12 protein-coding genes and 2 rRNA genes (1 of these 14 running past the window's edge) are annotated in these 19143 nt (G+C 69.6%); 9 read left to right on the top strand and 5 right to left on the bottom strand.

The annotated features are described in order from the left end of the window. Positions 1-116 precede the first annotated feature (116 nt). From JOF41_RS03780 to JOF41_RS03755, 6 genes are all read left to right on the top strand, one after another. Positions 117-3806, top strand: a complete 3690-nt coding sequence (locus JOF41_RS03780) for a DUF6079 family protein (RefSeq protein WP_209616138.1) — start codon at positions 117-119, stop codon at positions 3804-3806. Further along, entirely contained in the window at positions 3803-6472 is a 2670-nt protein-coding gene (gene pglZ, locus JOF41_RS03775) for a BREX-2 system phosphatase PglZ (protein ID WP_209616136.1), read from the top strand. Before JOF41_RS03780 ends, pglZ begins: the two co-directional genes overlap by 4 nt. Continuing rightward, positions 6472-7791 (top strand): BREX system ATP-binding protein BrxD, encoded by a 1320-nt coding sequence (gene brxD, locus JOF41_RS03770; RefSeq protein WP_209616133.1) that lies wholly within the window; start codon positions 6472-6474, stop codon positions 7789-7791. The genes pglZ and brxD overlap by 1 nt, the downstream gene beginning before the upstream one ends. Further along, entirely contained in the window at positions 7784-9901 is a 2118-nt protein-coding gene (locus JOF41_RS03765) for a DEAD/DEAH box helicase (protein ID WP_209616130.1), read from the top strand. Before brxD ends, JOF41_RS03765 begins: the two co-directional genes overlap by 8 nt. 117 nt (positions 9902-10018) lie before the next feature. After that, on the top strand, positions 10019-11905 hold the full coding sequence (locus JOF41_RS03760; protein ID WP_209616127.1) for a DUF2075 domain-containing protein: 1887 nt from the start codon (positions 10019-10021) through the stop codon (positions 11903-11905). A gap of 54 nt (positions 11906-11959) precedes the next feature. Further along, positions 11960-12595: a hypothetical protein gene (locus JOF41_RS03755; RefSeq protein ID WP_189226085.1), complete on the top strand. Its 636-nt coding sequence runs from the start codon at positions 11960-11962 to the stop codon at positions 12593-12595. A 12-nt stretch (positions 12596-12607) separates the two neighbouring features. Here JOF41_RS03755 and JOF41_RS03750 read toward each other — a convergent pair whose 3' ends face one another. Further along, on the bottom strand, positions 12608-13489 hold the full coding sequence (locus tag JOF41_RS03750) for a hypothetical protein (protein WP_209616123.1): 882 nt from the start codon (positions 13487-13489) through the stop codon (positions 12608-12610). Between the two features lie 75 nt (positions 13490-13564). Next, entirely contained in the window at positions 13565-13966 is a 402-nt protein-coding gene (locus tag JOF41_RS03745; protein ID WP_189226087.1) for a hypothetical protein, read from the bottom strand. Positions 13967-14303: 337 nt separating this feature from the next. Between JOF41_RS03745 and JOF41_RS03740 the strand changes: the two genes are divergently transcribed. The 3 genes from JOF41_RS03740 to JOF41_RS03730 are packed head-to-tail and all read left to right on the top strand — an operon-like array spanning position 14304 to position 16314. Beyond that, complete coding sequence (locus tag JOF41_RS03740; RefSeq protein ID WP_209616119.1) at positions 14304-15344, top strand: XRE family transcriptional regulator; 1041 nt, start codon at positions 14304-14306, stop codon at positions 15342-15344. 34 nt (positions 15345-15378) lie between these two features. Further along, entirely contained in the window at positions 15379-15714 is a 336-nt protein-coding gene (locus tag JOF41_RS03735) for a nucleotide pyrophosphohydrolase (protein WP_189226089.1), read from the top strand. A gap of 6 nt (positions 15715-15720) precedes the next feature. Further along, entirely contained in the window at positions 15721-16314 is a 594-nt protein-coding gene (locus JOF41_RS03730) for an LURP-one-related family protein (protein WP_189226090.1), read from the top strand. Positions 16315-16318: 4 nt separating this feature from the next. On the opposite strand, the gene JOF41_RS03725 is transcribed toward JOF41_RS03730, so the two are convergent. From JOF41_RS03725 to JOF41_RS03715, 3 genes are all read right to left on the bottom strand, one after another. Then, the gene (locus JOF41_RS03725; RefSeq protein WP_189226091.1) at positions 16319-16501 is read right to left on the bottom strand and encodes a hypothetical protein; all 183 of its coding nucleotides are present in this window, start codon (positions 16499-16501) and stop codon (positions 16319-16321) included. 225 nt (positions 16502-16726) lie between these two features. Then, positions 16727-16843: ribosomal RNA gene (gene rrf, locus JOF41_RS03720) — 5S ribosomal RNA — on the bottom strand. Between the two features lie 107 nt (positions 16844-16950). After that, positions 16951-19143: ribosomal RNA gene (locus JOF41_RS03715) — 23S ribosomal RNA — on the bottom strand; it runs 918 nt beyond the window's last position.

The raw sequence follows: 19143 nt of genomic DNA, 5'->3' as shown, positions 1-19143 counted from the left end.
GCCGTTGATACGACAAACACCACCGGAGCATCAGAGGTCCGACCGGCTCCGACGCGCCCACTACGGTGAGGGCTACGGTCGGTTCCCACAGACTGCGAACCAGGGGGTTCACCAGCGTGACCATCGCCGGACCGAACGCGGCACCGCTGCTGCGCGACCTCATCGGCATCCCGTCCAGCGTCCACCGCGGCGACTTCGTCCTCAAGCTGACCGAGGGCGTCGACGGCAAGCGGGACGAGGCGCTGCGCAACTACGTGGTCACCCCGCAGCTGCGCGTGGCGTTCGGCGAGGCGCTGGACCTGATCAGGACCGCGGTGGACGAGCACAGCTCCAAGGCCGCCTACCTGCACGGGTCCTTCGGCTCCGGCAAGAGCCACTTCATGGCGGTGCTGCACGCCCTGCTCGACGGTCACCCCGGCGCGCTGGACCGGACCGACCTGGCCGAGGTGGTCGCCCGCCACCAGTGGCTGGGCTCACGGCGCTTCCTGCTGATCCCCTACCACCTGACGGGCTCGGAGAGCCTGGAAGCCGCCATCCTCGGCGGCTACGTCGACCACGTCCGGCAGCACCACCCCGACCAGCCCATCCCCCAGGTCTACCGGGCGCAGGGACTGCTCGACGACGCGCGGCGGCTGCGCGAGAAGATGGGCGACGCGCAGTTCCTGGCCGGGTTCCCCAACGTGGCCGACGCGGGCTGGGGCGACCTGGGGCAGGCGATGACGGCCGAGAAGCTCGACGAGGGCTTCGCCGCGCCGATCGGCAGCCCCGCCTCGGACGAGCTGATCGCCAAGGTCGTGCAGGCGTACTTCCCCAACTACGTCGACTCCGTGCGCGGCGCGGCCAACGCCTTCCGGCCGCTGGACCAGGGGCTGTCCGAGATCAGCAAGCACGCCAAGAGCCTGGGCTACGACGGCGTCGTGCTGTTCCTGGACGAGCTGGTGCTGTGGCTGGCGGGCAAGATCGGCGACCAGGCGTTCATCAGCAGGGAGACCGAGAAGGTCGCCAAGCTGGTCGAGGCGGGCGACGCCAACCGCCCCGCGCCCATCATCAGCTTCATCGCCCGCCAGCGCGACCTGCGCGAACTGGGCATCGGCGCCGAGCGCACCGGCGCCGAGCTGCAGTCATTCCACGACCGGCTCAACCACTGGGACGGGCGCATCGAGCGCATCACCCTGGAGGACCGCAACCTCCCCCTGATCGCCCACGAGCGCGTGCTCAAGCCCCTGCCGGACAAGGAGCCGGTGCTGCGGCAGGCGTTCCAACGCACCTCGGCGCTGCCGGGGTGGGTGCGCGACGTCCTGATCGGCACCGGCGAGGGCGACGCCTTCGCGCTGACCTACCCCTTCAGCCCGGCGTTCATGGACACCCTGGTGCACGTCTCCTCGGCCCTGCAGCGGGAGCGCACCGCGCTGCTGCTGATGAAGCAGATCCTGGTGAACCGGCGCGACGAGTTCCGCCTCGGCCAACTGGTGCCGCTGGGCGACCTGTTCGACGCGGTCGCCGACGGCGCCGACCAGCCGTTCACCGAGAAGCTCAAGCACGAGTTCGACGAGGCCCGCGTCCTCTACCAGCGCACGCTGCGGCCGATGCTGCTGCGCGAGCGCGGCCTGCGCGAGGACCAGGTCGCCGGGCAGGCAGACGCCGAGCCCAGCGTGCTCAAGGCGTTCCGCAGCGACGACCGGCTGATCAAGACGCTGCTGCTGGCCGCCCTCGCGCCGGATGTCGACGTGCTCCGCGACCTCACCGCCCGCAGGCTGGCCGCGCTCAACCACGGCACGATCACCACCCCCATCGCGGGCCAGGAGGTCGGGGAAGTGGTGCGCAGGCTGCGCAGGTGGGCCAGCCAGGTCGCCGAGCTCCAGGTCGGCGAGGGCAACGACCCCAGCGTGCGGCTCAACCTCGTCGGGGTCAACGTCAACGCGATCCTCGACCGCGTGGTGTCGCTGGACCAGCAGCCCGCGCGCCGCAAGCTGGTGCGGGAACTGCTCTTCGCCGAACTGGGCGTCAACGACACCGGGACCATGCCGGTGGAGCACCCCGTGGCGTGGCGGGGCAGCAGGCGCACGCTGGAAGTGGTGTACGGCAACGTGCGCGACCACCACGACTTGCGCGACGAGATGTTCGAGCCGTCGCAGGACGGTCGCTGGCGGCTGCTGCTGGACTACCCGTTCGACGCCGAGACCCACTCCGCCGCGGACGACCGCACCCGCGTGCACAAGCTGCGCGAGGAGGTGGGCAACCGCGCCGCCGTGGCCTGGCTTCCCGGCTTCTTCACCTCGGACGTGCTGGACAAGCTCGGCAGGCTCATCAAGGTCGAGTACCTGCTCCAGGACCGCACCCGGCTGGAACAGCACACCCGCACCATCGGCGCCGAGGACCGCCAACGGGCCAAGGACCTGCTGACCAACCTGCGCACTTCACTGCGCAGCGAGCTGCGCGAGGCGCTGAAGAACGCCTACGGCCTGATCAGCCGCCCGAAGGAAGAAATCGTCCAGGACTGGCACGACCACCTGGTCAGCCTCGACGCGTCGGTCACCCCCCGCATCGACGCTGGCCGCTCCTTCGCCGACGCGCTGCGGTCCCTGGCGGACCAGCTCTACGCGGCGACCTACCCCGACCACCCCGACTTCGACCCGCAGCGCAAGGGCGACGTCGTCCGCGACGCCGACCTGCGCACGACGCTCAAGCACCTGCGCGCCGCCGCCGATGAGCCGGAGGGGCGGATCGAGGTCGAGCGGCAGCACCGCGAGGCGCTGCGCCGCATCGCGCACCCGCTCAAGCTCGGCGAGGAGCACAACGGCCCGTTCGTGCTGAGCAGGCACTGGGCCAACGAGCTGGAGCGCAAGGCGGCGCAGACCGCGGACGCCGAGGCCGGGCTGGCCGTGCGGACCGTGCGGGGGTGGCTGCGCGAGTTCGGCATGGAACGCCGGGTCGAGAACCTGGTGATCGCAGCCTTCGCCGAGTTGACCCATCGCACGTGGATGCGCGGCGAACGTCGCATCGACCCGCCCGAGACGCCGGACGCGATCGCCGACGACATGGTGCTGCACCGCCAAGCCCTGCCGTCCGCACAGGACTGGGAGACGGCCTGCGCGCGGGCCTCCGTGCTGACCGGTGAGCAGTTGCGGACCGCCGTCATCTCGCCGCGCGCGGTGGCCCGCTTCTTCCGCGTGGTCAAGGAGAAGATCGACAAGCTGCGACTGCCCGCCGTCGACCTGGTCGAGGTGCTCGACCAGCACGCCCAGCGGCTCGGCCTGGACATCGACCGGCCCGCCGGGCGCTACCGGGTGGCGGCGGTCACCAGCGACCTGCTGACCGGGCTGCACCCGATCGGCGAGCCCACCGCCCTGGTGGAGGCGCTCGCCCGGCACGACCTCGGCGGGATCGAGCCGCTGGTGCTGAGCCGGTCGCTGGAAACCGCCCAGGACGTGACCAACGCGCTGCGCTCGGCGGACTGGGCCATCCTCGACTGGCTGGACAACCCCGCCGCGGTCTCGATCAAGGAGCAGCTGCGGGAGAACGCGAACGCCAACGAGCACGCGGTGAGCATGCGCACGGCGTTGGACAACGCCAAGCGCCAGCTCGTCGACCTGCTGCGCCCGCCGCCCCCCGGTCAGGGCGGTGGTGGTACGGACGGCGGTGGCGGCACGGATGGTGGTGATGGTGATACGGACGGTGATGAAACGCGACCGGTCCGCCACGCCCGAGGCGGGCTCGACGAGGTCTTGGCCGAACTCCGGGAGTTCGGTCAGGAGCACCCCGGCGCCACCATCGAGGTGACCTTCCGCGTGGTGGAGGGCGGATGACCGCGACCGACCTCGGCTCGGCCGTCGAGAACGCGGTCACCAGCCGGGTGACCGACATCGTGCGCACGCTCGACGCCGAGCACGGCCCGCACTCCGTCCGAGGGCCGCTGGTGATCGGTATCCGCACCCGCGGCGAACCGGTGTGGAGCGGTGACCCGGAAGGCACCGTGGAGGGCCACCCCGTCCGCTACGCCGCCTGCCCCTCCGTGCTGTCGGTGCTCGACGCCCTCGCGCAGGAGCCACCCGCCGGTGACACCTACAGCGTGCTCGTGATCCTCACCGACCGCGACGAGCGGAGCGAGCTGGGCGACGCCGTGATGGCGCGGCTGCACCGGGAGAGGCTCTACGAGGTCAGCAAGTACACCCTGCTGCAGGACCTCCTGCGGGCCAGGGAACTGGACCCGCGGCTGCGCGGCGGCGACAACGCCTGGCTCGTCGACGCCCTGGTCGACCTCGCGCGTGCCGGGCAGCTCCCCAGCACGACGGGCCGGTCCCTGGGGCGGGAGGTCGCGCTCGGCCACGTCGTGCGCAGCAGGCTCTCCGTCGACCCGGCGACGCTCGACCTCAGCGGGCTGATCACCGCTCTCGACGACCCCACCACCCGGTCCCGGTGGCGCGACCTGGGCGACGACGAGCGCCGCGGCATCACCGACCACCTCGTGGAACGCCTGGGACGCCCCGCGGAGGTGGTGCTGCGGTTGGCCGCCGCCCGCGACGACGTCGTCGCCGAACTGCTCGTCGCCGACGTGCTGGCCTGCGCGCCCGAGGACGACCTGAAGGCCGAACGCGCGTTCGGCGCGTTCGCCCACTCCCGGTTCGGCTCCGACGAACCGCCCAGGGCCGAGCTGGCCGCCGCCGCCGCGCAGGCGGTGGAGATCACCACGCGGGTGGACACACAGCAGACCTGGCGGCAGATCCGGCAGGCGGACGCCCTGCTGGCGCAGCTCAACGCCACCCCGCTGGCCCACCGCAGCCGCGTGCTGCCCAGCGGATTCGCCCTCCGCGTGGAGCAGGCCGCCAGCTCGCTCGACGAAGCGGACCTGCGGGCGGTGGAGCAGCACCACGCCGCCACCGACAAGGCCCCGCTGGTGCGCAGGCTGCGCGCGGCGGTCCGGCTGCGGCGCTGGCTCGACTCGATCCCGGCCGACGTCACCACGCTGCCCGCGGCGCTGCGCGCCCACGCCCGCGACCTGGCCTGGGTGGACAGTGAACTCGCCCAGGTGCGCCAAGGCGCGAACAACCCCGCCGTCGCCCGAGCGCTCGACCGCGTCAAGGCCCAAGTGGTACGGCAACGCGCCGAACTGGACCGCCGGTTCGCCCGCGCGTTGCCCGAAGCGGCCCATAGGCACCCCGACGAGGTCTGTTCGGTCGAGACCTTCCTGCCCACCGTCGTCGCCCCACTGGTGCGCAAGCACAAGGTGCTGTTGGTCGTGGTCGACGGCATGTCCGGCGCGGCGGCCACCGAAATCGCCCACTCGATCGCGGAGAACCCGCGACTGGGGTGGACCGAGGTGGTGCGCTCCCCCGACGGCGGGCGCGAAGCCGTGCTGGCCGCGTTCCCGACCGAGACCACCTACAGCCGCACGGCGTTGCTGACCGCGTCGCTGACCAGTGGAACCGCCGACGACGAGCGCAGGGCTTTCCCCCGGCACACCTTCTGGCCACCGCGCACGCACGCGGTGCTCGTGCACAAGGCGGGCGTCACCGCGTCGGCGGGATTCGACCTCGGGCCGGAACTGGACGCGGAGTTCGCTCCGCGCGACGAGCCGCAGGTCGTCGGAGTGGTGCTGAACACCGTGGACGACGCGCTCAGCAAGGGCAGGCAGTCCGAGGACCCCGCGTGGAACTACCGGGACGTCGCCTACCTGCCCGAGTTGCTGGACCGAGCCGCGGAGAGCGGATGGGTCGTGGTGCTCACCAGCGACCACGGCCACGTGCTGGAGGACGGCTCCGAACGCCGACCGGCCCCCACGGGCACCGCCCGCTGGAGGCTTCCCGAGGGCGAGGTCCACGCCGACGAGGTGCTCCTGTCCGGACCTCGCGTGCTGGTCCCCGAGGGGACCGCGGTGCTCGCGACCACCGACCGCATCCGGTACGGGGCGAACAGCCGCGGCTACCACGGCGGAGCCGCGCTGGCCGAGGTGGCGATCCCGCTGATCGTCCTGCTCCCCCCTGGGATGGAGGAACTCGACGGGTGGGCGGTGCACTCGCAAGGCCCGCCGGACTGGTGGACCGGGCGTCAGGGCGCCCGCCCGGCCGCACCGCCGACCGCGAAGCCCGTCAAGCTCACCAAGCGAGCCGCCAAGCAGCAACCGGACCAACCCGACCTCTTCGCCTCGGACACGCCGTCGCAGTCGCGCGGGGCCCAGCTCGTCCAGTCGAAGACGTTCGTCAACACCCACAAGGACCAGCCCGCCAACCGGGTGCTCAAACCGGAGGTGTTCCGGGACGTGGTCGACGCGGTCCTGGCCGCGGGCGGCAGGCTCCCGGTCGCCGACGTCCTGCAGGCTGCGGGCACGCCCGGCCGCAACCCGCGGGGCCTGGTGGCGGCCCTGGGCCGGGTGCTCAACATCGACCAGTTCCCGGTGGTCGACCTGATCGACAACGGGCGCACGGTCGTGATCAATGAGAAGCTGCTCGACGAGCAGTTCCCGAAGGAGTCCTGATGGCGGCGGTCAGCCCGGCACGCAGGCGGGCGGTGCTCGCCGCGCTGCGGCGCGGCACCGTGCCCGACAGCGGCCTGGACCTGTTCGCCGTCGGTCTCGACCGGTTCGCCCCCACCCTCGACGAGGAACTCGCCTCGTGCGCGGCGGGCGGCGCGGAGTTCAAGGCCGTGCGGGGCGAGTACGGCGCGGGCAAGACGTTCCTGTCGCGGTGGCTGGCGGAACGGGCGAAAGCCACCGGCATGGCCGTCAGCGAAGTGCAGGTGTCCGAGACCGAGACGCCCCTGCACCGGCTGGAAACGGTCTACCGCCGCCTGTGCGAGAACCTCACCACGGCGGTCAGCCCGCCCAGCGCCTTCCGCTCCGTGCTCGACAGCTGGCTGTTCGCGCTGGAAGAGGACGTGCTCGCCGAGGGCGAGGTCGACGGGTCCGACGCCGAGCAGCTCGGCAAGGCCGTCGACGCCTTGTTGGAGCTGCGGCTGGGTGCCATCGCCCGCACCACCCCCGGCTACGCGGCGGGCCTGCGCGGATACCGCAAGGCCGTCGCCGACGGCGACGTCGAGACCGCCGACGGGCTGGCCGCGTGGCTGGCGGGACAGCCGCACGTCGCCGCGTCCGCCAAGCGCGTGGCGGGCGTCAAAGGCGACATCGACCACTTCCAGGCGCTGGGGTTCCTGCAAGGTCTGCTGACCGTGCTGCGCGACGCGGGCCACCCCGGTCTGCTGCTCGTGCTCGACGAGGTCGAAACCCTCCAGCGCGTGCGCAGCGACGCGCGCACCAAGGCGCTCAACGCGCTGCGCCAACTCATCGACGAGATCGACAAGGGCCGGTTCCCCGGCCTGTACCTGCTCGTCACCGGCACCCCCGCGTTCTTCGACGGCCGCCAAGGCGTGCAGCTGCTGCCCCCGCTGGCGGGACGGCTGCACACCGACTTCGGACCGGACACCCGCTTCGACAACGCCCGCGCCCCGCAGATCCGGCTGACCGGGTTCACCCTCGACCGCCTGGTCGAGCTGGGCAGCCGGGTGCGCGACCTCTACGCGGCGGGCTCGCCCGCCGCGGACCGGGTGAACTCCCTCATCGACACCGACTTCCTGGCGGCGTTCGCCTCGAAGGTCGCGGGTGGGCTCGGCGGCAAGGTGGGCGTGGCGCCCCGCCTGTTCCTGCGCAAGCTCGTGCTGAACGTGCTCGACACCGTCGAGCAGCACCCCGACTTCGACCCCCGCCGCGACTACTCCCCCACCATCGACCGGGGCGAGCTGACCGACGCCGAGCGCGAAGCCGCCGCCACGAGCCCGGACGACATCGACCTCGATGTCTGACGCCGGTCTGCGGGCGCTCACCTCGCTGCACCCCGTCATCCAGCACCACGTGGTCAACACCCTGGGGTGGCCGGGGCTGCGACCACTGCAGGCGCAGGCGGTCGAGCCGGTCCTGTCCGGCGCCGACTGCCTGCTGCTCGCGCCGACCGCAGGAGGCAAGACCGAGGCGGCGTCCTTCCCGGTGCTGTCCCGGATGGCCTCCGAAGGCTGGACCGGCACCTCGGTGCTGTACGTGTGCCCGTTGCGCGCGCTGCTGAACAACCTCGCCCCGAGGCTGGCCTCCTACGCGGAGTGGCTGGGACGCCGCGCCGAGGTCTGGCACGGCGACACCGGCCAGGCGCAGCGCAAGCGCATCCTGCGGGAACGCCCGGACGTCCTGCTCACCACGCCGGAATCGCTGGAAGCGATGCTCGTGTCGGTCAATGTGGACACACAGCGCGCGTTCGGCGAGCTGCGCGCCGTCATCGTGGACGAAGTGCACGCCTTCGCGGGCGACGACCGCGGCTGGCACCTGCTGGCCGTGCTCGAACGCCTGTCGCGGGTCGCGGGTCGGCAGTTGCAGCGCATCGGGCTGTCCGCGACCGTCGGCAACCCCGCCGAACTGCTCACCTGGCTCCAAGGCGGCCATCACGACCGCCCCCGGCAGGTGGTGGCACCCGCGGTCGCCGCCGCGGCGACCGCGGAAGTCACCCTCGACCACGTCGGCACGATCGACAACGCGGCCACGGTGATCGCCACCCTGCACCGCGGCGAGAAGCGCCTGGTGTTCGTCGACAGCCGACGCCGCGCCGAAGAACTCGGCGCCGCGCTCCGCGCCCGCGACGTCACCACGTTCCTGTCGCACTCGTCCTTGTCGGCAGCCGAGCGGCGGCGCTCCGAGGAAGCGTTCAGCGAAGCGCGGGACTGCGTCATCGTCGCCACGTCCACCCTGGAACTGGGCATCGACGTGGGCGATCTCGACCGCGTCATCCAGATCGACGCGCCGCGCACGGTCGCGTCGTTCCTGCAACGGCTGGGCAGAACCGGGCGACGGGCGGGCAGCAGCCGCAACTGCCTGTTCCTGTGCTTGGAACGCGATTCGCTCCTGCACGCGGCCGGCCTGCTCCAGCGGTGGTCCCAGGGCTGGGTCGAGCCCATCAGCGCACCGCCCTCACCCCGGCACATCATCGCTCAGCAGTTGCTGGCGTCGGCGCTGCAGGAGAAGACCATCGGTGTGCGGACGTGGCGGCAGCGGTGGGGCGGACTGCCCCTGTTCGGCCCGGACGCACCCCGGATCATGACCCACCTGCTGGCCGAAGGATTCCTCGACCGGGACGGCGACCTCGCGTTCATCGGACCACAAGCCGAGCGCAAGTTCGGCAGGCGCCACTTCTCGGACCTGACCGCCGTGTTCACCGCCGCCCCCGAGTTCCTGGTCCTGTTCGGACGCGAGGAAATCGGCCAGGTCGGCGACGAAGCCCTGCTGGTGGAGGTAGAAGGACCGCGGGTGCTGCTGCTCGGCGGGCGCACCTGGCAGGTGACCCACGTCGACTGGCCGCGCCGCCGGTGCTACGTGGAGCCGTCCGACCTGCCTGGACGCGCACGTTGGGGCGGCGGGAGCGGCGGCCTGTCGTTCGCCATCACGCGCGGCATGCGGGAAGTGCTGCTCGGCGCGGACCCGCCGGGGGTGGTCCTGACCCGTCGCGCTCGCACCGCGCTGGCCGACCTGCGCGAGCACCACAGCGGTCACGTCGCCGCCGACGGCACGCTGGTCGTCCGCTCCCCCAACGGGGACCTGCACTGGTGGACCTGGGCAGGAGCCGCGACCAACCGCACCCTGCACGCATCACTGCCCGGTGTGGTGGACCGACGCCAACGCATAGACGACCGCGCCGTGCGGCTCTTCCCCGACCTCAAGCACAAGGAGATCACCTCGGCGCTCGCGGGTCCCGTCGAGATCCGGCTGCCGGAGGTCAACGACAGCGCGGTGGCGGGTCTCAAGTTCGCCGCGGCGCTACCCGAGCCCTTGGCCAGGGCGACCGTCGCGGAGCGCTTGGTCGACCACGACGGTGTTCGGCACGTGCTCACGGAACAACGCCGTCATGTCCGGGAGAGCGCCGAGCGTCCCTGACACCGGCTGTCGGTGCGGCGCGCTAATCTCATCGCGCGGCCCGCCGGGCACCGAGTACGTCTCGTCGCTGCCCCCACCCGCACGTGTATTCCGCGTGCCCAGGTGGGGGATCAACCAGTGGCTCTTGTCCGCCGCAGCGCTCAAGCCCTTCTCGACTCCGTAGACCGGCTGCACACCGTGCTGGAGGAGCAAGCCAGGATCCAGTTCGAGTCCGGCGTGGCCGCGGCCGAGGTGCGCTCGTGGCAGAACAGCCTGCCCGCCTTCCTCACCGACGTGGTGGACGCGGGCCTGGGACACGTCGAAGTGCTGCTGGAGCACAAGCTGCCGCACAATCCCAAGCGCGTCGACGTCATCCTCTGCGGCACGCACCCGCGACGCGGCACGCCGTCGTACGTGCTGGTCGAGCTGAAGCAGTGGTCCAGCGCCGAACCAGCGGGCGGCGACCTGGTGAAGGTCCCCCAGTACAGCGAGCCCGTCCTGCACCCGGTCGAGCAGGTGCGGCGCTACTGCCAGTACCTGGTCGACTCGACCCCGGCGCTGGCGGAACAGCCCGGAACCGTGCACGGACTCGCCTATCTGCACAACGCCCTCCAGCACGGCGTCTGGCGCTTGACCCAATACCAGATGGACGACTACGGACAGCTCTACACGCTGGACAGCCGCTCGAAGATGGTTGACCGGCTGCGGTCGCTCCTGGACACCGATCCGTCCAGCCGCGACGCGGCGAGCAAGGCGGCGGAGGACCTGCTCAACTTCCGGCACGCGCCGTCGAAGCCCTTGCTGAACCTCGCCGCGCGGGAGATCAGGGAGCGCGAGCAGTTCGTGCTGCTCGACGAGCAGCAGGTGGCCTACAGCCTGGTCGTGCAGGCCGTCGAACGGGCCCGCGCGAGCAGACGGCAGACCGTGGTCGTCGTGCTGGGCGGTCCGGGCTCCGGGAAGAGCGTCATCGCGCTGAGCCTGCTCGGCGAACTCGCGCGGCGCGGCCGCAGCGTCTACCACGCCACCGGGTCCAGCGCCTTCACCAACACCATGCGCAAGCTGGCCGGTGCGCGAGCGCCTCGGGTGCGCAGCATGTTCAAGTACTTCAACAACTTCATGGATTCCCCACCGCGTGAACTGGAAGTGCTGATCTGCGACGAGGCGCACCGCATCCGGGAAACCAGCGTCAACCGGTACACCAAGGCCGAAGCCCGGCAGCGGGCGCGCAGGCAGGTGCAGGAGCTGATCGACGCCGCACTGGTTCCGGTGTTCCTGCTGGACGAGCACCAAGTGGTGCGACCGGGCGAGATGGGCTCCCTGGAGGAAATCACCGCCGCCGCTGACGCCTTGGGCTGCGACGTGGACGTCGTCCGCTTGGCGGGCCAGTACCGCTGCGGTGGATCGGAGTTCTTCGACGCCTGGAGCGAAGGACTGCTCGGCGTCGGCCGCCGACCGGCCACGCCGTGGTCCGACCTGGTCACCCGCAGCGACGAGGACTTCGTGGTTCACGCCGCCGGATCGCCCTCGGAGCTGGAGGCATGGCTGCGGGCACAGCAGTCGGAACTCGGCGGCACGGCCCGCATCGCCGCGGGCTACTGCTGGCGGTGGAGCGACCCCGTCGTGGTGAACGGCGTCAAGGTGCTCGTGCCCGACGTGAAGATCGGCGACTGGGAGCGGCCGTGGAACGCCAAACCCGACAAGCGGGTGCCCGACGCCCCGGAATCCCACTACTGGGCCAGCGACGAGCGCGGGTTCGGCCAGGTCGGCTGCGTCTACACGGCCCAGGGCTTCGAGTACGACTGGGCCGGGGTGATCTTCGGCGACGACTTCGTGCGCCGCGATGGCGAGTGGGTCGCGCGACGCCAGTTCTCCCACGACCCCGCCGTGAAGAAGGCCACCGACGAGCACTTCCACGCCCTCGTCCGGAACACCTACAAGGTCCTGCTGACGCGGGGGATGCGCGGGGTGTGCGTCTACTCCACCGATCCGGAGACGCAGGAGTACCTGGCGGCGATGGCACGCTGAGGGCGAGCACCGCGAGCCGCGGAATTGTCGGTGGTCGCGGCTACCGTGCAGGTCATGAGGATGTCGCACGCCGCCGAGCTGACCGCTGACCACCACACCCAGCTGGCCGAGCTGGGGCTGCGGGTCGACCAGCTGGACGACGCGATCTGGGCCGGGATCAACGCCCGCCTGTCCGCCCCGCCGCTGGGGCCGACCAACGGGCCGGGGCTGCTGGACTGGATCCACCGGGTCGGCAAGCTGCGCGAGATCCTCGTGGACGAGGGGTGGGTGCGCCTGGACAAGTGGAACGCGGGCCTGGTGCAGCACCCGAGCAAGCCCATCGTGCTGGGCACGCTGCAGGGCAACCGGCACACCGGCACCCTCGGCGCGCCCCTGCGCAGCGACTACGCCAAGGGCCCCGCCATCGCGGCGATGATGCGCGGCAACGACCACGACCAGTTCACCCTCTTCGACTCGCTGCACACGCACGAGTGGAAGCTGTGGTTCCTGGTCACCTACCCGCACCAGGAGGGCGACCGCATGGTGGTGCTGCGCGAGGTGGCGCAGCCGGAGCCCACGCCGCAGGGCCAGGTGGTCGACCGCTGGGCGCGGCGGATCACGCTGCCGCCCGTGGTGTTCGGCCCCGTGCCCGCGCCGCGCGACGCCTCCGGCCCGGCCCCGGTGGACTTCACGGTCACCTTCCGCGGCTAGGACCGGCGCCGCTCAGCAGGTCTGCGGCGGAGTGGTCCGGGGTGGGGTGAACTCCAGGCGCAGGGCGTCCGAGCGCGGGATGACGAAGGCCGTGCCGGTGGAGCGCCGCCAGTTCTCCTGCACGAAGACGTACTGGCCGCCGGACTGGAGCAGCAGCTTCAACCCCGTGTAGCGATACCGGTAGGCCGTGTCCGCCTCCCCGCACACCAGTTCGCGCACACCTGCCGCGCGCAGGTTCAGGCTGCGTGCGCTGTAGACGGTCACCGTGGGCCGGGACGACAGGCTCGCCTCCATCCGGGCCCCCTCGCGGACGCCCACCCCGTTCGAGTAGTCCCCCGCCGCCCAGAACAGGCCGAACGCCACGAGCAGGTAGGTCACCAGCCACTCGGCCACCCCGAACCACGGACCGAGCCGGACGCCCCCGCCCCACCCCCACCGGCGGCCTGCGAAGACCAGCAGCAGCGCGCCGACGGCCAGGCCGAGTCCCGGCAGTCCGGCGAGGTCCCGGTAGGGGGCCGGGTCGACCGCGATGAACGCCGCCGAGCCGACCAGCACCACCCCCGCCACGGCGGCCACCGGGGCGCAGACGCGCAGCACCCGCGTCCAGGACCGCTCGGACAACCACGCCCGCAGCACCCGCAGCGCCCCGAGCACGACCAGGCACGCGAACCCGACGCCTCCCAGCGGCAGCAGCAGGCCGTTCACCCCGCGCATCAGGATCTCCGGCACCGACTGGTCCAGCAGCGTGTAGTGCACGCGGAAGTACGCGAAGTAGACCTGGGTGTAGAGCAGCCCGAAGAAGTAGAGCAACGCGGTGAACAGCGTGGTGTTCGCGGCCACGGAGGCGACCACCCTGACCGCGCGTGCAGGCGTGGCGCCCTCCCTGCCGGACACCGGTGCCGGCACCGATGCCGCGCGGCGCGTTGGACGCGGGCGGAGAAGCCGCGTGCGAGGAGGCACTGCTCCCCCCTATGTCGTGGGAACGGATTCGCCGGTCAGCTCCGCGGTCTCCTCGGTCGTCTCTTCAGTCGTCTCCTCGGTGGTCTCCTCGCTCGTGGTCCCCTCCCCGTCGCAGAGCCTCGCGGTGATCGTGATCGTCCCGTTGCGCGGCACCGGGTCGGGGCTGATGCGCGACGTGCAACTCCCCTTCCCCGAGATGACGACGTCGATCCCGCAGCTGTCCCGACCGCACAGCCCTTTCAGGTCCTCGCGCACCGAGATCTGCGCCTCGTCCGGGGGAAGGCCGGTCTTGCTGCTGTCGTAGTCGATCGGCCCCCCTGGCACGCCGGGCAGGCGGTCGGGTGGCGGCTCCGGAGGCGGCTCCTCGCCTTGGTCCCCCTGCTCGGTGTCCCCACCGGTCGTCGTGGTCACCTCGGTGGTCCTCTGCTCAGAGGTCTCATCACCGGGGGACTCGCTCGGCCCTGTCGTCCCGCATCCCACCAAGCACGATGCCGCCAGCACCGCGCTCGCAGCCCATCGCTTCACCGTGGCACCTCCCGAGGGATTCCGCTCGTCAAGGTGGTGGAGCGGAGCCGCCGAGAAATACGCCCTTCACCTGTTCGTAGTACATCCGGGCCTGCAAGTACTACCCGGCGCCTTGGGGCGCGCGTGGTGAACTCAGGGGTGCTGGACGTTCGGCTCGCGACTTCGGCGGGACGGGTGGGGGCGATGGCGTCCGGGAGCGCCGGGAGACGAGAATGGCGCGATCATGCTCACGCCCTCGCGCCTCGCCCTCGCCCGCACGCGCCGCGGACTCACCGCGACCGAACTGGCGCGCAAGGCCGGGGTGAGCCCGCGCAGCATCGGCGACTACGAGCGCGGACGGCGCCAGCCCGGTGAGGCCACGGTCACCGCGCTCGCGGCGGCCCTGGGATTCCCGGTCGCGTTCCTGTCCGCCCCGGAAGCCGCGGAGCTGGCGGAAGGTGCGGTGGCGTTCAGCAACGCGGCTCCCAAGTCACGGCGGGCCGCAGCGATCAGCGCGGGACGTTTGGCGGTCGAGTTCGGCAGGTGGCTGGCGCGCGCGTTCGCACTGCCCGCCACCGATGTGCCGAGGTTGGAGCACCCCGACCCGGAGACCGCGGCGGGGATGGTCCGGGCGCGCTGGGGCATGGGTTCCGGACCGGCTCCCAACGTGGTGCACCTGCTCGAAGCCCACGGCGTCAGGGTCTTCTCGCTGCCCACCGACTGCGCCGAAGTCGGCACCTTCTCGTTCTGGCACGCGGGCACCCCGCACGTGCTGCTCGACCCCACGGCCACGCCGGAGCGCGGCCGGTTCGAAGCGGCGCGCGAACTGGGGAGGCTGGTGCTGCCCAAGGGGGACGCAAACGCTTTCGCCAGTGCTTTCCTGCTGCCGCGAGCGGGTGTGCTCGCCTCGGTTCCCGCCGCCGCGGTGACCCGGCACGTCATCGGCCAGGGCAAGCGGTGGCACGTGTCGGCCCTCGCCCTGACCTACCGGCTGCGCGACCTCGGTCTGCTGACCGTCCGCCAGTACCAGGTGGTGTGCGCGGAGCTGAGCAGGCGTGAGCCGGACGGCATGGCGCGGCGGGAGGACTCGCAGCTGCTGACCAAGGTGTTCCGCGCACTGCGCGACCGCGGCATCACCCCGCACCAGGTCGCCCACGAACTGCTGTTCGACGTCGAAGAGCTGAACAGCCTGGTCTTCGGCCTGGTGTTCACCGCCTTGCCGGGCGCGGCCACGGGTCGCCGCCGGGGCAGGGCGGACCTGTCCCTGGTGCCGCCCCGGAGTTGAGCGCCCGCACCGGCCGTGTGGTAGCTCTGCGGGCATGAGCAACCTGGAGGACCTGAGGGATGCGCTGCGCCGGTTCGCCGCCGCGCGGGACTGGGACCAGTACCACACCCCCAAGAACCTGGTGATGGCGTTGTCAGGTGAGGTCGGTGAGTTGACCGACCTGTTCCAGTGGCTGACCCCCGAGGAGGCGGCCCGCGCGATGGATGATCCCGAATTGGCCCGGAACGTGCGCGACGAGCTCGCCGACGTGATGCACTACCTCGTGCGACTCGCCGACAAGCTCGACGTGGACCTGGTCGAGGCGGCGTTCGCCAAGATCGAGCGCAACGAACGGCGCTTCCCGACCGGAGACCTCCGGCCCGTCGAATGAGGAGACATGGACCTGCAGTCCCTGCACACCCTTCACCTGCACCAGAAGGTCACCATGATGGTGAACCGCTACGAGGCTTTCGCCGACAACGGCTCCGGTGAGCCTGGGCCGACCGTGGCGTTCGCCGAGCAGAAGCGGATGACCTTCAAGGAGCAGGTGACGATCTACACCGATTCCAGCAAGCAGCAGGTGCTCGCCGGGTTCAAGGCCCGCAAGGTCATCGACCTCGGCAGCGGGTACGACGTGGTGGACGCCAACGGCCAGTCGATCGGGCTGTTCCGCAAGGACTTCGGCAAGTCGCTGGTCAACTCGACGTGGCACCTGGAGCCCTACGGCGTTCAGGGCACGATGACCGGCCGCGAACGCAGCCAGGCCGTCGCCGTGCTGCGGCGGATCTGGAACTTCCTGCCCTTCGTGGAGAACTTCCCGTTCCCCATGCGCTACCACTTCGACATCGCCCGCGACGGCGTGCCGGTGTTCTCCGTGGACAAGAAGACCTGGGTGCGCGACCACTACCTGATCCGCATCCAGGACCCGACCATCGACCGCCGTCTGGTGATCGCCATGGCGGTGGCCCTGGACGCCTTGCAGTCGCGCTAACCGCTCAGAGGTAGGTGAGCAGCAGCAGGATCAGCGCCACGAGCACGACCATGCCGAGGATCACCGGAGCCCAGGTGGACAGGTCAGCGGACGGTCGTGCTCGGGCGTGCCTGCCCTGTCGCCTGCGTCTCCGCCACGGCACCAAGTCCTCCTCGGCCCACTCCGCGTGCTTGCTCCTCACGTTCATGACTACGAACGTAAGGACCGCGGGGGACGACAGGCAGCGCATCACTCGGTCGCCGTGAGTCGACCGCCCGGACAGCGGCAGCGACATACGGAGGCGGGCTGAAGCCGCAGTGAGCGGAGGCCGTCCGCGTGACGTGGCCGAGGAGCCTGATCGCCGGAACGGCCCAGGAACGCGAAAAGCCCTGTGGGGCACCCGGAAAAACCGGGTGCCCCACAGGGAAAGAATGTTCGGCGGCGTCCTACTCTCCCACACCCTCACGAGTGCAGTACCATCGGCGCTGGAAGGCTTAACTACCGGGTTCGGAATGGGACCGGGTGTTCCCCCTCCGCCATGACCACCGAAACACTATGAAGATAACCAACCCACAGCACCCCATCGCCTCCCACAGGAGGACGACCGGATGGTCGGTTCGGTTCCTTCAGAACCGCACAGTGGATGCGTAGCGTCTTCGTGACAAGTCCTCGGCCTATTAGTACCGGTCAACTCCAGCCGTTACCGACCTTCCATCTCCGGCCTATCAACCCAATCGTCTCTTGGGGGCCTTAACCCACAAAGGGTGGGATACCTCATCTAGGAACGAGCTTCCCGCTTAGATGCTTTCAGCGGTTATCCCTTCCGAACGTAGCCAACCAGCAATGCCCCTGGCGGGACAACTGGCACACCAGAGGTCCGTCCGTCCCGGTCCTCTCGTACTAGGGACAGCCTTCCGCAAGTATCCTACGCGCGCGGCGGATAGGGACCGAACTGTCTCACGACGTTCTAAACCCAGCTCGCGTACCGCTTTAATGGGCGAACAGCCCAACCCTTGGGACCTACTCCAGCCCCAGGATGCGACGAGCCGACATCGAGGTGCCAAACCATGCCGTCGATATGGACTCTTGGGCAAGATCAGCCTGTTATCCCCGGGGTACCTTTTATCCGTTGAGCGACCACGCTTCCACAAGCCATGGCCGGATCACTAGTTCCGACTTTCGTCCCTGCTCGACCCGTCGGTCTCACAGTCAAGCCCCCTTGTGCACTTGCACTCGACACCTGATTGCCAACCAGGCTGAGGGAACCTTTGAGCGCCTCCGTTACCCTTTGGGAGGCAACCGCCCCAGTTAAACTACCCACCAGGCACTGTCCCTGATCCGGATCACGGACCGAGGTTAGACATCCAGTACGACCAGAGTGGTATTTCAACGACGACTCCACAACCACTGGCGTGGCCGCTTCACAGTCTCCCACCTATCCTACACAAGCCGAACCGAACACCAATACCAAGCTATAGTAAAGGTCCCGGGGTCTTTCCGTCCTGCCGCGCGTAACGAGCATCTTTACTCGTAATGCAATTTCGCCGGGCCTGTGGTTGAGACAGTCGAGAAGTCGTTACGCCATTCGTGCAGGTCGGAACTTACCCGACAAGGAATTTCGCTACCTTAGGATGGTTATAGTTACCACCGCCGTTTACTGGCGCTTAAGTTCTCAGCTTCGCCCCGAAGAGCTAACCGGTCCCCTTAACGTTCCAGCACCGGGCAGGCGTCAGTCCGTATACATCGTCTTGCGACTTCGCACGGACCTGTGTTTTTAGTAAACAGTCGCTTCTCGCTGGTCTCTGCGGCCGAAAAATCCTAGCCCGCAAGGGGCTTCAAATCCCTCGGCCCCCCTTCTCCCGAAGTTACGGGGGCATTTTGCCGAGTTCCTTAACCACAGTTCGCCCGATCGCCTCGGTATTCTCTACCTGACCACCTGTGTCGGTTTGGGGTACGGGCCGCATGAACACTCACTAGAGGCTTTTCTCGGCAGCATGGGATCACCCTACTTCGCCTCAATCGGCTATGCATCACGTCTCAGGATACGTGAGCTGCGGATTTGCCTACAGCTCTCCCTACACGCTTACACCAGTACTACCACTCACTGGCGGAGCTACCCTCCTGCGTCACCCCATCGCTTGACTACTACAAGTTCGGTTCCCGCGCTCCACACACCGGCAAACCCGAAGGTCCACCAGCGGCTTTGGGCGGTTAGCATCACAAGCCTCGCCATGGGCGCGTTCACACGGGTACGGGAATATCAACCCGTTGTCCATCGACTACGCCTGTCGGCCTCGCCTTAGGTCCCGACTTACCCTGGGCGGATTAGCCTGGCCCAGGAACCCTTGGTCATCCGGCGGCAGAGTTTCTCACTCTGCTTTCGCTACTCATGCCTGCATTCTCACTCGCACAGCCTCCACGGCTAGCTTCCGCTGCCGCTTCACTGGCTGTACGACGCTCCCCTACCCATCCGAACGACTGCGCACAACCCGAAGGCTGCACGGATCTGTATGCTCGAATGACACGGCTTCGGCGGTGTGCTTAAGCCCCGCTACATTGTCGGCGCAGGACCACTTGACCAGTGAGCTATTACGCACTCTTTAAAGGATGGCTGCTTCTAAGCCAACCTCCTGGTTGTCTGGGCGACCCCACATCCTTTCCCACTTAGCACACACTTAGGGGCCTTAGCCGGCGTTCTGGGCTGTTTCCCTCTCGACTACGAAGCTTATCCCCCGCAGTCTCACTGCCGCGCTCTCACGTACCGGCATTCGGAGTTTGGTTGATTTCGGTAAGCTTGTGGGCCCCCTAGACCATCCAGTGCTCTACCTCCGGCACGAAACACACGACGCT

It is taken from the genome of Saccharothrix coeruleofusca, from assembly GCF_017876325.1.
GTDB lineage: Bacteria > Actinomycetota > Actinomycetes > Mycobacteriales > Pseudonocardiaceae > Actinosynnema > Actinosynnema coeruleofuscum.
This window is presented reverse-complemented; position numbering and strand designations above follow the sequence as displayed.

Coding starts and splice junctions, on each gene's coding strand:
- pglZ (WP_209616136.1), top strand. CDS start 3,803: ATGACCGCGACCGACCTCGGCTCGGCCGTCGAGAACGCGGTCACCAGC.
- brxD (WP_209616133.1), top strand. CDS start 6,472: ATGGCGGCGGTCAGCCCGGCACGCAGGCGGGCGGTGCTCGCCGCGCTG.
- JOF41_RS03765 (WP_209616130.1), top strand. CDS start 7,784: ATGTCTGACGCCGGTCTGCGGGCGCTCACCTCGCTGCACCCCGTCATC.
- JOF41_RS03755 (WP_189226085.1), top strand. CDS start 11,960: ATGAGGATGTCGCACGCCGCCGAGCTGACCGCTGACCACCACACCCAG.
- JOF41_RS03740 (WP_209616119.1), top strand. CDS start 14,304: ATGCTCACGCCCTCGCGCCTCGCCCTCGCCCGCACGCGCCGCGGACTC.
- JOF41_RS03735 (WP_189226089.1), top strand. CDS start 15,379: ATGAGCAACCTGGAGGACCTGAGGGATGCGCTGCGCCGGTTCGCCGCC.
- JOF41_RS03730 (WP_189226090.1), top strand. CDS start 15,721: ATGGACCTGCAGTCCCTGCACACCCTTCACCTGCACCAGAAGGTCACC.
- JOF41_RS03725 (WP_189226091.1), bottom strand. CDS start 16,501: ATGAACGTGAGGAGCAAGCACGCGGAGTGGGCCGAGGAGGACTTGGTG.